This is a genomic window from Sphingomonas sp. AAP5, from assembly GCF_004354345.1.
Taxonomy (GTDB): Bacteria; Pseudomonadota; Alphaproteobacteria; order Sphingomonadales; family Sphingomonadaceae; genus Sphingomonas; species Sphingomonas glacialis.
On sequence record NZ_CP037913.1, the window covers coordinates 314045 to 329253 of the forward strand.

Genomic DNA, 15209 nt, shown 5'->3' on the forward strand with positions numbered 1-15209 from the left:
CAGAGACGCCGGCGCTTTTGACTTCCCCACCCCAACCCCTCCCCTTCAGGGGAGGGGCTTTGAAACGACCGCCGTCCTCCCCACATCCCTAACATGACCCAATATTCCCTGCTCGATCTCGTCCCCGTCATCGAAGGCGGCACCGTGTCCCAGGCGCTCGCCAACGCCGCGGACCTCGCAAAGCACGCCGAGCGCAACGGCTTCCACCGCTACTGGACCGCCGAGCATCACGGCATGACCGGCATCGCCAGCGCCGCCACCTCGGTCGTGCTCGGCCACATCGCCGCGAACACCTCGACGATCCGCGTCGGCGCGGGCGGGATCATGCTGCCCAACCACGCCCCGCTCGCGATCGCCGAGCAGTTCGGCACGCTCGACGCGCTGTTCCCCGGCCGGATCGACCTCGGCCTCGGCCGCGCGCCGGGCTCGGACCAGATCGTCGCGCGCGCGATGCGCCGCAATCTCGAGACCGACGCCAACGCCTTCCCGCGCGACGTGGTCGAGCTGCAGAGCTATTTCGCAAACGACGGCCAGACCGGCATCGTCGCGACGCCGGGCGCGGGCGCCGACGTCTCGCTGTGGATCCTCGGGTCGAGCACCTTCGGCGCGCAGCTCGCCGCGATGCTCGGGCTGCCCTATGCCTTCGCGTCGCACTTCGCGCCCGATTCGCTGATGGCGGCGATCGACATCTACCGTCGCACCTTCCGCCCCTCGGCCGCGCTTGCCAAGCCGCACGTCATGGCCGGCTTCAACGTCTTCGCCGCCGATACCGACGCGCAGGGCGAGTTGCTGGCGAGCTCGCAGCAACAGGCGTTCGTCGCGCTGCGCACCGGCAATCCGCGCCAGCTCCCGCCGCCCGTCGCGGGCTATCGCGAGAGCCTCGGCGCGCAAGGGGCCGCGATCCTCGATCACGTCCTGTCCTGCTCGGCAGTCGGCGGCCCCGCGAAGGTCGCGCGCGAGATCGCCGCGTTCGTCGCCCGTACCGGCGTCGATGAGCTGATGATCGCCAGTTCGATCTACGATCACGAAGCGCGCAAGCGCAGCCTGACGATCACCGCCGACGTGATGCGCGAGGTCGCCGTCGCGGCATAGCGACGGCGCTTAGCGCGCCGGCGTCGGGGTAGGGTCGCTGGCAGCGGGGAGTTTGGCCAGCAGCGCGCTGGCCGCCTTGCGTACGGCGCCGCCGTGCGATGCATAGGCGATCGGTGTGAGCAGGATTCGTGCCTCCCGAGCCTTCGACTCGGCGATCATCTCGGTTGCCAGCAGGAGACGTAGCTCGGCGTCCTCGGGCGCGAGCAGGTGCGCACGGGTGAGGGCGGTGACGGCGTTGGCGGACGGTGTCTCGCCAGCCGCGGCGAAGCTGCGATAAAACAGGGTGAGCGGGACGGGATGGTCTGGGTCGCAGCGGTTGGCGCGCATTGCAAAAGTGCGTGCGAGCTTGGCCAAGCGTGTCTTTTCGGTGGTCGATCCGCTCGCGGCCGCAAGCCGCAGCGCGACCTCGGCCCGCACAAGCAGCGCCGGTAGTGCGTTTGCATCCGCGGTCAGAACGCGTTGCGCATCGGTGTCGGCCGCCGTTAGGTCACCGCCTGCCAGCTCGGTCTCGGCCAATGCGCTCGCCACGGTAAGGTCCTGCGGCCAATGCGCGGCAACGCGGCGCGCATCGTTCACGAGATCCGTTTCTTTCGAACCGGTGTCGGCGGAGAAGGCCCGGATTTTCGTCGGCAGCATTTCCGCTTCACTTGGGGCGAGCTCGCGCAGCGCGACGGGCCCGGTCGGCAATTCGGCGGGCAGCAGCCGCACGACCTTCATGTGACGCTTGGAAAGATACGTCAGCGCTTCGCGTTGCAACCGCAGGAGATCGCCAAACACCTGGATCGCGGCCTCGCGCGCCGGGCGACCGCGGTTGATCGCGTCGAGATAGGCGGTCAGTTGCCCTTTGCGGGCATCGTTGAACGTCAGATAATGCGTGAGCAGCCAGCCATATCCATATAATTCGATCTCGCTGAGGCCGGCCCCGTTACTGGGGTCGGATACCATCAGCGGGATATTCGGATGGCGCGAGATCGCGAATTCATATGCCCGATGATTGGCCGGCGCGCCGATCTCGATCCCGCCGTCCGCATCGAACAACGCCGTCGAAAAAAATTCGGCGAAGCCTTCCGAGTACCAGGCGGGGTACGCTGCGGGATAATTGCGATACATGAAGTGGTGAGCATATTCGTGCAGCAGGATGATCTGCGGTGTGGCATCCGACCAATGGTCTGCTTTTTCCCGCGACATGATCGCGACCGAAGCGCCGGCGCGGCCGCGATAGAAACCGACGATATCGCTGCGCGGCGCCCCCGCCAGCTTTGCCGCTGCCGCATTGTCCTGAACGACGAAAATGGTCAGCCGATTGGCCTTGCCTACTGGGTCGTCGGGCAGATGGCGCAGCACGCGCAGCGCCTTGTCAAACCGCTCGAGCTGGTTCGCAAAGGATTGTAGCGCTTCGGGCGTATACTGCGCGTAGATGACGAAATGGCTGCTCGATGCCTCTCGCCAGGGTTCTGCCGCAGCAGCCGGGGCCCCGACCCCGCACAGCGCGAGCGCAATCCAGTGCAACTTCCCCATGACCGCAACCCCGTATTTTGTCTTGCTATGGCAGACACGTGGCCGAGATCAAAGCGAAGGTGCGGTAGCCGTCAGTTCGCCGCAGGCAACCGCAAACGTACCAGCAACCCGCCGAGATCCTCGCTCTCCTCGAGGCTCACCGTGCCCTCGTAGATCTCCGCCACGTCGCGCACGATCGCCATGCCGAGCCCCGTGCCAGGCTTGCCCGAATCGAGCCGCACGCCGCGGTCGAAGATGCGGATGCGCTGTTCCTCGGGGATGCCGACGCCGTCATCCTCGATCAGGAATTCGACGAAGCCCGAATGCTTCGAGACCGTGACAAACACCGATCCGCCGCCGTACTTCGCGGCATTCTCGATCAGATTGCCGAGCATCTCGTCGAGATCCTGCCGCTCGACATGGACTTGCAGATCCTTTGGCCCGTCGCTGTCGATGCGGACGTGGCGATAGAGGATGCCGACCGCGCGCTCGACCGATTCGAGGCTCGGCCAGACGTCCGCCCGGCTGTGCGCCGACCCGCGCCGCCCGACCGCGCGGGCGCGGGCGAGGTGGTGGTCGACCTGCCGCCGCATCGTCCGCGCCTCGCGCACGACGGTCTCGCCGAGATCGTTAGCCTCGGCGGTCGCGGCGTTCATGATGACGGTGAGTGGCGTCTTGAGCGCATGCGCGAGGTTGCCGGCGTGACGCCGCGCTTCCTCGGCCTGGCGTTCGTTATGTGCGATCAGCGCGTTCAGTTCTTCGACCATCGGCGCGACCTCGATCGGCATCGGCCGCTCGATCTGGCGTGCTTTCCCGGCGCGCATCCGGGCGATCTCCTCACGCACTTTGCGCAGCGGCCACAGTCCGTAAAAGGTCTGCAGGCCCGCCATCACGATCAGCCCGAAGCCAAGCAACGCGAAGCTGCGCACCAAAGTCTTGCGCAGCACCTTGATCTGCGCGTCGAGCCCGTCGCGATTTTGCGCGACCTGGAAGCGCCAGCGCACCTTCGATCCCGGCAGCGTGACGTCGCGCTCGACGATCCGCAGCCGTTCGGGATTCTCCGCCTTGGGATCGACGAACTGCTTGCTGTCATAGGCATGGACGCCGAGATCGTTGTGCTTGCCGCCATAGGCCAGCCGCCGATCCCACAGCGAGCGCGACGCATATGGTTCCTGGCCCGGCGCGCCGATCTGATAATAGAGGCCGGAATTGGGCTCGATGAAGCGCTGATCGGCGAGCTCGCGGTTCGACAGGACCTCGCCCTGCGGCCCGATCTCGGCCGAGACGATCAACGCGGTCAGCACATATTCGAGCTGGTCGTCGAAATTGCGTGTGATCGCGGTGGTCAGCACGCGGTCGAGCGCGAACCCGCCGCCGGCGAGCAGCAGCAGGATCCAGCCCGCCGCGATCAGGATCATCCGGCGCGACAACGACCCCGTGGTGCGCACCGGGATCGCCGGATGCGCATCGCCCTCGAGCGCGGGCAGCGGCGGCGCTATTAGGTCGGACGCGTCGGCTTCAGCCACGGTCAGGCATCCGGGTCTTCAAGGCTGTAGCCAAGCCCGCGGATCGTTGTGATCACGTCCTGCCCGAGCTTCTTGCGGATACGCGTGACGAACACTTCGATCGTGTTCGAATCGCGGTCGAAATCCTGGTCGTAGATATGTTCGATCAGCTCGGTGCGGCTGACCACCTTGCCCTTGTGGTGGAGCAGATAGCTGAGCAGCTTGTATTCCTGCGCGGTCATCTTGACCGGCTCGCCGTTGAGCGTGACCTTGCCCGAGCGCGTGTCGAGCCGCACGCCGCCCGCGGTCAGTTCGGACGAGGCATTGCCCGAGGCGCGGCGGATCAATGCGCGCAGGCGGGCGATCAGTTCCTCCGACTGGAACGGCTTGGCGACATAATCGTCGGCGCCGGCATCGAGCCCGGCGACCTTGTCCGACCAGCTGTCGCGCGCGGTGAGCACGAGCACGGGGGCGGTGCGGCCTTCCTTGCGCCAGCGGTCGAGCACGGTCAGCCCGTCGATCTCGGGCAGGCCGAGATCGAGGATGATCGCGTCGTAATTCTCGGTCGAGCCCATGAAATGCCCTTCCTCGCCATCGGTGGCGAGGTCGATTGCATAGCCGGCGCCTTCCAGCGTGGCCTTGAGCTGCTGGCCCAGGCTTGGTTCGTCCTCGACGATCAATACGCGCATGTCTGTGTTCCCTTTACGAGCGCGGATGCGCTCAATTGCCGGTGCGGCCGATGATCTGGCCGGTACGGCCGTCGACCTCGACCCAGATGACGGTTCCATCGCGCAGGAACTTGAGCGTGTAAATCCCGCGGTCGGCGTCGAAATCGAAGCCGAGATACTGGCTGCCACGCATCGTCGGCAGCACGCGCCCCTCGATCTCGCGGATCGGCAGGATGCGGCCCTCGCGTCGCGCGCGCCACGCTTCGCGTTGATCGACATGTTGCAGCCCCGCGCCCGCCAGCGGGGGCGGGGCGGTGGCAGTGGCCAGTCCCAACAAGACGGTTACGAGCATCGACATCGGCTTTGCATAGGGGCGCAGGATTGAACAGCCTGTGAATGAGCCGAAGCGCGGCAGCCGGCCACGCCCGGCTGACCCGCGCAAGGCCGGACGGCGGGTCGCGCCAGCGAACCCGTTCGACGACGCGGCTTTGCCGCGGCGGGGCGCACCGTCCGTTTCCTCGCCAGAGCCAGTCGTCGTCACCCCGGCCTCGTGCCGGGGTCCACCAAGCAGCGGGCACAAACCGCAATTCGTCACGATGTCCGCGCGGCCCGGTGGACCCCGGCACAAGGCCGGGGTGACGGCTAGGATCCTGCTCGAGCGGACCGCGCTTCATGCGGCCTCACCCGCGCCCGCGCTTTAGCCTCGATTTACCCACGCTAAATCGCTAGGCCGCGCGGCCATGGCATTAGCACCAATCCTCGCATACGAAAATCTCGGCGTCATCCAGGGCTCCGGATGGCTCTTTCGGAACCTCGACATCCATATCGGCCCGCGCGATCGGCTCGCGCTGATCGGCCGCAACGGCGCTGGCAAGACCACGCTGATGAAGCTGCTCGGCAACAAGATTGACAGCGACGAGGGCCGCCGCACGATCGTCCCCGGCACGCGCGTGATCCTGCTCGAACAGGAGCCGGCAATGACCGGCTGCACGACGCTCGCCGATTATGTTCTCGGCGGCGACGACGCCCCGCGCCAGCACGAGGCCGAAGCGATCGCCGACCAGCTCGGCATCGACCTCACCCGCGAGGCCGCCAAGGCCTCGGGCGGCGAACGCCGCCGCGCCGCGATCGTCCGCGCCTTCGCGCAGAACCCGGACGTGCTGCTGCTCGACGAGCCGACCAACCATCTCGACATCGGCGCGATCGAATGGATCGAGGAATGGCTCCAGCGCTTCCGCGGCGCCTTCGTCGTGATCAGCCATGACCGCACCTTCCTCACCAAGCTGACCAAGCAGACGCTATGGATGGACCGCGGCAACTTGCGCCGTGCCGAGATCGGCTTCGGTGGCTTCGACGCCTGGACCGAAGCGGTCTATGCCGACGAAGCGCGCAACGCCGAGAAGCTCGACGCCAAATTGAAGCTCGAGGAGCATTGGCTGCTGCGCGGCGTCACCGGCCGCCGCAAGCGCAACCAGGGCCGCCTCACCAAGCTGGTCGAGATGCGCGCCGAACGCGCGTCGATGGTCGGCCCGGCGGGCGCCGCCAACCTCTCGATCGGCACCGGCGACGCCAAGTCGAAGGTGGTGATCGACGCCAAGCACATCACCAAGGCGTTCGGCGACCGCACGATCATCGACGATCTGACGCTGCGCGTGACGCGCAAGGATCGCATCGGCATCGTCGGCGCGAACGGCGCGGGCAAGTCGACGCTGCTCAAGTTGCTTACCGGCGAACTCGCGCCCGACCACGGCACGATCAAGATGGCGCAGGGGCTCGAGCGTATCGTCATCGACCAGCAGCGCAGCAAGATGGAGCCTGACAAGACGATCCGCGACGTGCTCGCCGACGGCGGTGACTGGGTCGAGGTGCAGGGCTCGCGCAAGCACGTGGTTGGGTACCTGAAGGACTTCCTGTTCGAACCCGGCGTGCTCGACGCCAAGATCGGCACGCTGTCGGGCGGCGAGCGCTCGCGGCTGCTGCTCGCGCGCGAGTTCGCCAAGCCGTCGAACCTGCTTATCCTCGACGAGCCGACCAACGATCTCGACCTCGAGACGCTCGACCTGCTGCAGGACGTGATCGGCGATTATGAAGGCACCGTGCTGATCGTCAGCCACGACCGCGACTTCCTCGATCGCACGGTGACGATCACGCTCGGGCTCGACGGCTCGGGCACGGTCGACGTCGTCGCGGGCGGCTATGAGGATTGGGAGCGTCGGCGGAAAGCCAAGGCGCCGACCAAGCGCGGCGCGATCGCCAGGAACGCGGTTTCGGTCGCTGCTCCGACGGCGCCAGGCGCGAAGGTCAAGCTGACGTACAAGGATCAGCGCGATTACGAGCAGCTGCCCAAGCGGATCGAGGCGCTCGACGCCGCGATCGCGCGCGACCAGACGCTGCTCGAGGATCCCGATCTCTACACGCGCGACCCCGACGCGTTCGAGCGGCTGATGGAGGCGATCGGCCAGGCGCAGGAAGACAAAACGGCGGCCGAACTGCGCTGGCTCGAGCTGGCGGAAATGGTCGAAGGGCAGGGGTGAGCCTGCGGGCGATCTATCGTTCCTAGCCCTCTCCCGCTTGCGGGAGAGGGTTGGGTGAGGGCCTTCTTCTTCAAGCGCGACAGAAGGCCCTCACCGACTGCGACTTGGTCCGCCTGAAGAAGGCGGACCAAGTCTTCGTAGCCTCTCCCGCTTGCGGGAGAGGGCGGAGGCTCCGTTACCCCAACGAGCGCCCCTGCCGCCCGGCCAGCTCGACGATGTAATGCCACGCCACCCGCCCCGAGCGCGCGCCACGCCGCGTGGCAAAACCGACAGCATCCATCGGATCGAACGGCAACGCATACGCCGTCGCATAGCTCGCGACGATCGCCAGATACCCGTCCTGGTCGACCACGTGAAAACCAAGGCTCAGCCCGAAGCGATCGGCGAGCGCCAGCGCGTCGTCGGCGGCGTCGCGCGGGTTCACCGCATTCGGCTGATCGATCATCTCGCGCGGGACGAGATGGCGGCGGTTCGAGGTGACGACGAGCCGGGCATTGGCCGGCCGCGCTTCCGCCCCGCCATCGAGCATCGAGCGCAAAGCGCGCCCGTCGGCGGCGGCGTCGAATCCGAGATCGTCGATGAACAGCAGGAACGCGCGGGGGCACTCGGCGATCAGCGCGAACAAGGCGGGCAGCGTGTCGAGCTGCGCCGTCACGATCTCGACCAGCGCCAGCGCGCCGCCCTCGGCCTGCACCGCGCCGGTCACCGCCTTGACCAGCGCGGACTTGCCGGTACCGCGCGCGCCCCACAGCAGCACGTCGTGCGCTGCGGCCTTGACCGCCAGATGGCGCGCATTGTCGAGCATCGCGCGGCGCTGCGCATCGACGCCGTGAAGCCGTTCCAGCGGCAAGGGACGGAAGTCGCGCACCGGTTCGAGCACTGTGCCACGCCACACATAAGCCGGGTGCGCGAGCGGATCGGCGCTTGCGGGTAGTGGCGGTGCAAGGCGTTCGAGCGCGGCGGCGATGCGGGCGAGGGGGTCGGTGCTGGGCTCGGTCATGCCGCGCCTGCTACACTGCGGGCGGCGGCTTCGCTAGTTGAGCCAGCGCGTCGCCTCTGCATGGCATACCCGCGGCCGCGATCGCGCGGCTAGCCGAGCACTTTCAGCGCCGCGAGCGCCGCGGCACGATCCTCGAAGCTCGGATCGGCAAGCGCCGCGCGGATCTGCGTCTTGGCCTCGGCATTGCGATCGAGATCGGCATAGGCCTGGCCAAGGTGCCAGCGCAGTTCCGACTTCTCGGGTGCGATCGACGCGGCTTTTTCGAGCAGTTGCAAAGCCAGCGCGCTCTTGCCCTGCTGGTACAGCGCCCAGCCATAGGCATCGGTCGTCGCCGGGTTCATCGGCGCGAGCGCATAGGCGGCCTTGCCGAACACGCCGCCCGTCACCGCATCGCCTTCGCCGGTATAGGCATAGGACAGTTCGGCGAGCAAAGCCGCGTCGCGATTGCCGATCCGCTGCCGCAAGCTTTCGAGCGTCTCGATCGCCGCGTCCCAATCGCCGCCGGCGATCTGCCAATGCGCGGTGAGGCGCTGGCCCGCGATGTTCTGCGGGTTTTGCGACACGAATAAGGCGAGGACATTCGCGGCCTCGGCGCGGCGGCCCGCGCGGTCGAGCGCATCGACCGTGCGCAGCATCGTCGGTTCGTCGAAGCGGATGTCGATCGCGCGGCGATAGGCATTGGCGGCGTCGCCCGCGCGGTTCATCGCCATCAGCGTGTCGCCAAGCGCGAGATAGGCGCTGGGCGCGCCCGGCGTGAGGGCGACGAGGCTCTGCGCCTTGGCGAGCGCGGCGGCGGTATCGCCCGCTTCGAGCAGGCCGCGTACCAGCCCAAGCTGCGCGACCGGCTCGTCGGGCGCGGTGTGTGCGGCGAGGCTCAATCCGGCCAGCCCGTCATCGGTGCCGAATGGCGTCGATCCGACCTGAACGGGAAGCGCCGAGCGGTCGAGATATGTCGCCGCCCAGTCGCGCTCGCCCGACTGTTCGAACGCGCGCCCGACGAGCGACAGCGTATAGCTGTCGGCATCGGCCCGGAGCGCGATCGGCTTGAGCATGTCGAGCGCCCCGCGCGCATCGCCCGAGCGCAGCAGGGCGGCGCCGAGCAACCGCCGCGCGACGATGTTGGTCGGTTGCTGGCCGACGAGCAGCGTCCAGGAATCGATCGCCTGCTGGTACACGCCGGCCTTGTACGCGAGCGTGCCGTTGAGCAGCAGCGCGCCGGGCATGGCGTCGAGCTGGCCCTTGGTGCGGGCCATCAGCTGGCGTGCCAAATCGTCCTTGCCGGCGCGCGCAGCGAGCACCGCCTGGAGATAGAGTGCTTGCACGCTGCCCGGGCGCGCGGCGAGCGCCTTGCGCGTCGCGGCGAGCATGTCCTGATAGCGCCCGACCTCGCCGAGCGTCGCGGCATATTCGATCAAGGCGGGGACGTAATAGGCATCGTGCGCGAGCGCGGCTTCGAACCACGGAAGCGCCGCGACCAGCCCATATTGCGCGCGGACGAGTTCGCCGCGCAGCGTCAGCGCCTCGACATTGTTGGCGTTCGCGGCGGTCGCGCGCTGCGCGGCGGTGATCGCGCCTGCGAGATTGCCCATCTGATACTGGATGCGGCCAAGATCGGACCAGGCGAAGCTGTCGTTCGGCGTATCGGCGAGCAGCGTGGCGAGCACGCCTTGCGCGCGCGCCGGATCGCCCCCCGCCGCCAAGGCGCGAGCGCCGACGCGGATTGCGTAGCCGGCATAGCGCGGCGGCGCCTTGCCAGCCTCGGTGAGCGCGCGGTTGGCTTGCCCCTGAAGCAGCCAGGCCTGTGCGAGCAAATGATGCGTGCGGGCCGGATCGAATCCGGCCGCACGAGCGCGCGTGACTTCGCCCTCCGCGGCGATCCCGTCGCCGACCGACACGAAGCTGCGCGCGAGCATCGCATGCGCGAGCCCCGATTTCGGATCCGCCTTGATCGCGGCTTGGGCATGGTTGCGCGCGGCACTGTAGTTTCCGATTCCGAGCGCCTTCGCGCTCAGCGCGAGCTCGGTACGGGCGGTGGTGGCATCGGCGCGCGCCGGCGCGCTGCAGCCGACCGCGAGCAGGCCCGCAGCGGCTATCGTAGCGACCGATCCGAGGAGATACGGCAGGAACTTATGCATGCAGGTCATAGCTCTTCAGCAGATCATAGAGCGTCGGTCGGCTGACGCCCAACAATTTGGCAGTGTTGGAAATATTGCCCTCGGCGCGGGCCAGCGCCTGGGTGATCGTCGCGCGGTCGGCGCCTTCACGCGCTGCGCGCAGATTGAGCGGCAGCTCGTCGCGACCCTCGGCAAGATCGAGATCGGCGGCGGTCACGAGCTTGCCCTCGGCCATGATCACGGCGCGCTTCATGCGGTTCTCGAGCTCGCGGACATTGCCCGGCCATGGCCACGACGCGATCGCCGCACGTGCGTCGGGCGCGAGGCCGGTAACGCCCGAGCGCATCGACGCGGCATAGAGTTTGAGGAAATGCTGCGCGAGCAGGGCAGCGTCGCCGCTGCGTTCGGCGAGCGCGGGGATGCGTACGACGATCTCGGCGAGGCGATAGTAGAGATCCTCGCGGAACGTGCCCGCCGCGACCATCGCGTCGACGTCCTGGTGCGTCGCGCACACGATCCGTGTGTCGACCGCGATCGCCTTGCGGCCGCCGATCCGCTCGATCGTGCGCTCCTGCAGGAAGCGTAGCAGCTTGACCTGGAGCGGCAGCGGCACGTCGCCGATTTCGTCGAGGAACAGCGTGCCGCCCTGTGCTTGTTCGATCTTGCCTTCGGTGGTCTTGACCGCGCCGGTGAACGCCCCCTTTTCGTGGCCGAACAGCTCGCTTTCGAGCAAGGTCTCGGGGATGGCGGCGCAGTTGATCGCGACGAACGCGCCCTTCGCGCGCGGGCTGGCATCGTGCAGGCCGCGCGCGAGCAGTTCCTTGCCCGTGCCGCTCGCGCCGAGCAGCATCACTGACACGTCGGCACCCGCGACGCGTTCGATCGTGCGTGTGACCTTGAGCATTTCGGGGCTCGCGGTGATCATCCCGCCGAGCCCGGTGCCGCTGCTGCGCGCAGCAAGGCGGCGGTTTTCGGCTTCGAGTGCGTGGACGTGGAACGCGCGCGCGACGATCAGGCCGAGCGCGTCGATGTCGATCGGCTTGGCATAGAAGTCCCACGCGCCATCGGCGATCGCCTGGCGCGCGCTGTCGCGTGCGCCGTGGCCAGATGCGACGATCACCTTGGTGTCGGGCTTGAGCCGAAGGATTTCGGCAAGCGTGGCAAAGCCTTCGCTGGTCCCGTCGGGGTCTGGCGGCAGGCCGAGATCGAGCGTGACGACCGCGGGCTCCTCGGCGCGGATCGCGTCGAGCGCGGTGGTGCGATCGACCGCGGTGACGACCGAATAGCCTTCATACGCCCAGCGCAACTGGCGCTGCAGGCCGAGATCGTCCTCGACGATCAGCAATTTGGGTTTGTCGGTCATGCGGCCTGGTCCAACGAGATCGTCCGCGCTGCAGTGAGCGTGACATGGAAAGTCGTGCCGGCGCCCTCGCGGCTTTCGACCGCGACGCTGCCGCCCATCGCCTCGGCCAGCTGCCGCGCCTCGAACGCACCGATGCCGAAGCCGCCCGGTTTGGACGACGCGAAGGGCTTGAAGAGCTGTTCGCGCAGGAACGCCGGGCTCATCCCGCAGCCTTGGTCGATCACCGCGATCGATACGCGCTTGGCATCGCCCGAAACCGCGAGCGTAACGGGTTCGGTCGGTGGGCTTGCCTCGATCGCATTCTGCAGCAGATGGCCGAGCGCTTGCTCGAGCCGGAAGGGATCGGCGTGCGCGAATACGGATGTGCCGCTCACCACGACCGGATGCTGGGCGCGTCGCCGCGCCGCGACCAGTTCGGCGAGCGCGAGCACCTCGACCGGGCGAAGCTCCTCGGCGCGCGTGTGATGATGCTGCGACAGCCGCGCGAGCAAATCGTTCATCCGCCCCGCCGAATCCTGCAGCGTTGCGATCATGTCGGCGCGGAAGGCCGGGTTGTCGGCATGGCGCTCGGCATTGCGCGCGACGAGGCTCAACTGGCTGACGAGATTCTTGATGTCGTGCAGGATGAAGGCGAAGCGGCGGTTGAATTCGTCGAAGCGCTTGGCCTCGGCGAGCGCCGATTGCGCGCGCTCCTCTGCCAGATAGCTCGCGACCTGGCGTCCGGCGATGCGCAACAGGTCGAAATCCTCCCAGTCGAGCGCGCGGTCGATCGGCGGGCGGGCGAGCAGGATAGCGCCTTGCAGCCGGTCGAGATGGACGAGCGGCAGCAACACCCAGCCATCGCTGTCGAGCATCCAGATCGGTACGCTCGCGCTTTCCGCCGCGTCGGTCGTATCGGCGCGGACCGCATCGAGTTCGACGATCCGCCCCGTCCTTGCGAGATGCGTGACCAGCGCGGTCTCGGCGCCAGCGCTGGGCGCGTCCCAATTCCACCCGGCGCCGACGCCGAGTCCCGCGCCATCGGGCACGAGCAGCAGCCCGGCGGGAGAATCGGTAAGATCGGCGACCGCCTTGACGATCCGCGCGTCGAGCGAGGCCGCATCGTCGGGCTTCCCGAGCGTGTCGGTGAAACGGATCCACTCGGCGCGATAATCGTAGCGATGCCGGAAGAAGTGTTTGGAGACCTTCACCTTGGCCCAGGCGCGCACCCATGGCGACGACAGGATCGTCACCCCGGCAGCGGTCGAACCGAAGACGAAGGCGGTTTGCCATAGCCGCGCATTGTCGCCGCTGATCGAGGCGATCGCGCTGGTCGCGACGAACATCACCGCGGCGTAGAGCAAGGTCACCGCGAACGAGACGGTCTGCCACGCGACGGTGCGCGAGACTTGCAGCGTCCACTCGCCATTGCGCTGGACGGCGACCGCGAGCACCGGCGCGACGAGCGCCATCACGAAACCGCGCCCGATCGTCAGCGCGGTCGGTGCGCCGCCGCTGATATAAGCCGAAACATAGAGCAGCAAGTCGATGCCCCACATCGCCCCGAGCGCGAAGACGACCAGGCGTAACCCTGCGCGCGAGCGCGGCGTGGCGGTGGCGTAAAGGTTATGGACTAGCAACAGCGCCACGATCGCGACCATGCTGCGCAGGAGCAAGCGCACGGCGGCGACTTGCGGAATTAGGGTAACGCCGACGGCCTGTTCGAGGATCGCGAGCCCGATCCCGGCGGCGCTGACGAGGGCGACCACGCCGTAGATGACGCCGATCGCGCGGCGCTCGCGCACCGGTAGGTCGTGCCGTACGAGCGCATGCATGAAGGCGAGCCAGGCAAGATTGCGCAGTCCTTCGGCGACGCGCGTGACGACATCGCTCGCTTCGATCCCGGCGACCGCCAGCGCCCACAAAGCGGTCAGCCCGAGCGCGCAGACCAGCGGCAAACGCGGCAGGCCCTTGCCACGCTCGCGCAGCCGCGACGCGGCGACGCCCGCGAAGAGAAAGGCGGCGAGCGCATGGCTCCACAGGATGAGCGTGGCGGTGCCCGTCATCGCGCGCCCTCTGGCCACAACACGACGCGGACCGTCTGCAGGAGGATCAACAGATCGAGAAAGGGCGAATAGTTCTTCGCGTAATAGAGATCGTATTCGAGCTTTTGCCGGCTGTCCTCGATCGACGCGCCGTACGGATAGTTGATCTGTGCCCAGCCGGTGATCCCCGGCTTCACCATGTGCCGTTCCGCGTAATACGGCAGCTGCTGTTCGAGGTCCTCGACGAATTGCGGACGCTCGGGCCGCGGACCGACAAAGCTCATCTCGCCCTTGAGCACCGACCAGGTCTGCGGCAGTTCGTCGATCCGGAGCTTGCGGATGATGCGCCCGACGCGCGTGATCCGCGGATCGTTCTTTTCGGCCCAGACGGCTTGCCCGGCGACCTCGGCGTCGATCCGCATCGAACGCAGTTTCACGCAGTCGAAGCCGACATTGTAGAGCCCGACGCGGCGCTGCCGATAAAACGCCGGCCCCTTGCTCTCGAGCTTGATCGCGATCGCCGTGAGCAGGATCAGCGGGAGCGTGAGCGTGAGCAGGATAAGGCTCGCGGTGACGTCGAACACGCGCTTGAACAGGCTCGAGAAGACACGGCCGGACGAAAACCCGTCGGAGAAGATCAGCCAGCTCGGGTTGACGCTTTGCAGGTCGACTCGGCCGGTTTCGCGTTCGAGGAAGGTCGAGATTTCATTGACGTGGACGCCGGTGGTCTTGATCCGCAGCAGGTCCTTGAGCGGCAAGGCGTTGCGGCGTTCCTCGAGCGCGAGCACGACTTCGCTGGCGTTGAGCAAGACGACGTGATCGGCGAGGTTATAGATCGCATCGCGCGCAATCGCCTCGGGAATGACGCGCGCGGCCTCACTCATCGAGATATAGCCGACGACGACGAACCCAGCGCCCGGCGTCTGCGCGAGCGCCTTGAGCCGCGCTGCGCGCGCGCCGGCACCGAGCACGACGACGCGCCGTTTGAACGCCTGCCCGCCGATCAGCTTGCCGATGAGGATCCGCAGTGCGATCAGCAGCAGCGCGGCGATCCCCATCGCGTAGAACAGATTGGACCGCCAGAAGCTCGCCGACGGCAGGAGGAAGAAGACGACGCTCAGGAAGATCACGCCGAGCGAAATCGCCACAAGCAGCCGCGCCGTCGCGTAGCGCAACGACTGCAGCGCGCCCGCGCCGTACACCCCAACCGCGACCATTGCCATTTCGAGCGACGCGGCGAAGGTCAGCAGTTGCGGGATGCGCGCTTGCATCGGCGTCATCGGCATGAGCAACTGGCCCATTCGCAGCGTGTAGCCGATCTCCCCCGCCGCGATCAGCAGGACGAAGTCGATCATCCCGAGCAGCAGCACGGCGTTGGGAATATAGTGCTTGAACAACCTGATCATCAGCGG

11 protein-coding genes are annotated in these 15209 nt (G+C 67.4%); 2 read left to right on the forward strand and 9 right to left on the reverse strand.

From position 1 onward, the window contains the following. The first annotated feature begins 93 nt into the window (after window positions 1-93). Window positions 94-1092, forward strand: a complete 999-nt coding sequence (locus E2E30_RS01435; RefSeq protein ID WP_133186558.1) for an LLM class flavin-dependent oxidoreductase — start codon at window positions 94-96, stop codon at window positions 1090-1092. Between the two features lie 9 nt (window positions 1093-1101). Here E2E30_RS01435 and E2E30_RS01440 read toward each other — a convergent pair whose 3' ends face one another. From E2E30_RS01440 to E2E30_RS01455, 4 genes are all read right to left on the reverse strand, one after another. Continuing rightward, window positions 1102-2601 carry a hypothetical protein gene (locus E2E30_RS01440; RefSeq protein WP_133186560.1) on the reverse strand — a complete coding sequence of 500 codons (1500 nt, stop codon included), beginning with the start codon at window positions 2599-2601 and terminating at the stop codon, window positions 1102-1104. An 80-nt stretch (window positions 2602-2681) separates the two neighbouring features. Then, entirely contained in the window at window positions 2682-4007 is a 1326-nt protein-coding gene (locus tag E2E30_RS01445) for a sensor histidine kinase (protein ID WP_416194524.1), read from the reverse strand. Window positions 4008-4117: 110 nt separating this feature from the next. Next, the gene (locus E2E30_RS01450; protein ID WP_010183547.1) at window positions 4118-4783 is read right to left on the reverse strand and encodes a response regulator transcription factor; all 666 of its coding nucleotides are present in this window, start codon (window positions 4781-4783) and stop codon (window positions 4118-4120) included. Between the two features lie 31 nt (window positions 4784-4814). Next, window positions 4815-5120: a PepSY domain-containing protein gene (locus tag E2E30_RS01455; protein ID WP_133186564.1), complete on the reverse strand. Its 306-nt coding sequence runs from the start codon at window positions 5118-5120 to the stop codon at window positions 4815-4817. A 382-nt stretch (window positions 5121-5502) separates the two neighbouring features. Here E2E30_RS01455 and E2E30_RS01460 point away from each other — a divergent pair, with 382 nt between their 5' ends. After that, window positions 5503-7296 carry an ABC-F family ATP-binding cassette domain-containing protein gene (locus E2E30_RS01460; protein ID WP_133186566.1) on the forward strand — a complete coding sequence of 598 codons (1794 nt, stop codon included), beginning with the start codon at window positions 5503-5505 and terminating at the stop codon, window positions 7294-7296. A 175-nt stretch (window positions 7297-7471) separates the two neighbouring features. Here the strand turns inward: E2E30_RS01460 and E2E30_RS01465 are convergent, their stop codons facing one another. From E2E30_RS01465 to E2E30_RS01485, 5 genes are all read right to left on the reverse strand, one after another. Beyond that, complete coding sequence (locus E2E30_RS01465; RefSeq protein WP_133186568.1) at window positions 7472-8296, reverse strand: DUF815 domain-containing protein; 825 nt, start codon at window positions 8294-8296, stop codon at window positions 7472-7474. Window positions 8297-8385: 89 nt separating this feature from the next. Then, window positions 8386-10431 (reverse strand): tetratricopeptide repeat protein, encoded by a 2046-nt coding sequence (locus E2E30_RS01470; protein ID WP_133186570.1) that lies wholly within the window; start codon window positions 10429-10431, stop codon window positions 8386-8388. After that, window positions 10424-11773, reverse strand: a complete 1350-nt coding sequence (gene prsR, locus E2E30_RS01475; RefSeq protein ID WP_133186572.1) for a PEP-CTERM-box response regulator transcription factor — start codon at window positions 11771-11773, stop codon at window positions 10424-10426. Before prsR ends, E2E30_RS01470 begins: the two co-directional genes overlap by 8 nt. After that, entirely contained in the window at window positions 11770-13818 is a 2049-nt protein-coding gene (gene prsK, locus E2E30_RS01480) for an XrtA/PEP-CTERM system histidine kinase PrsK (RefSeq protein ID WP_206365623.1), read from the reverse strand. Before prsK ends, prsR begins: the two co-directional genes overlap by 4 nt. Further along, window positions 13815-15203, reverse strand: coding sequence for a TIGR03013 family XrtA/PEP-CTERM system glycosyltransferase (locus E2E30_RS01485; protein WP_133186576.1), 1389 nt, complete (start codon window positions 15201-15203; stop codon window positions 13815-13817). Before E2E30_RS01485 ends, prsK begins: the two co-directional genes overlap by 4 nt. Window positions 15204-15209: the final 6 nt, after the last annotated feature.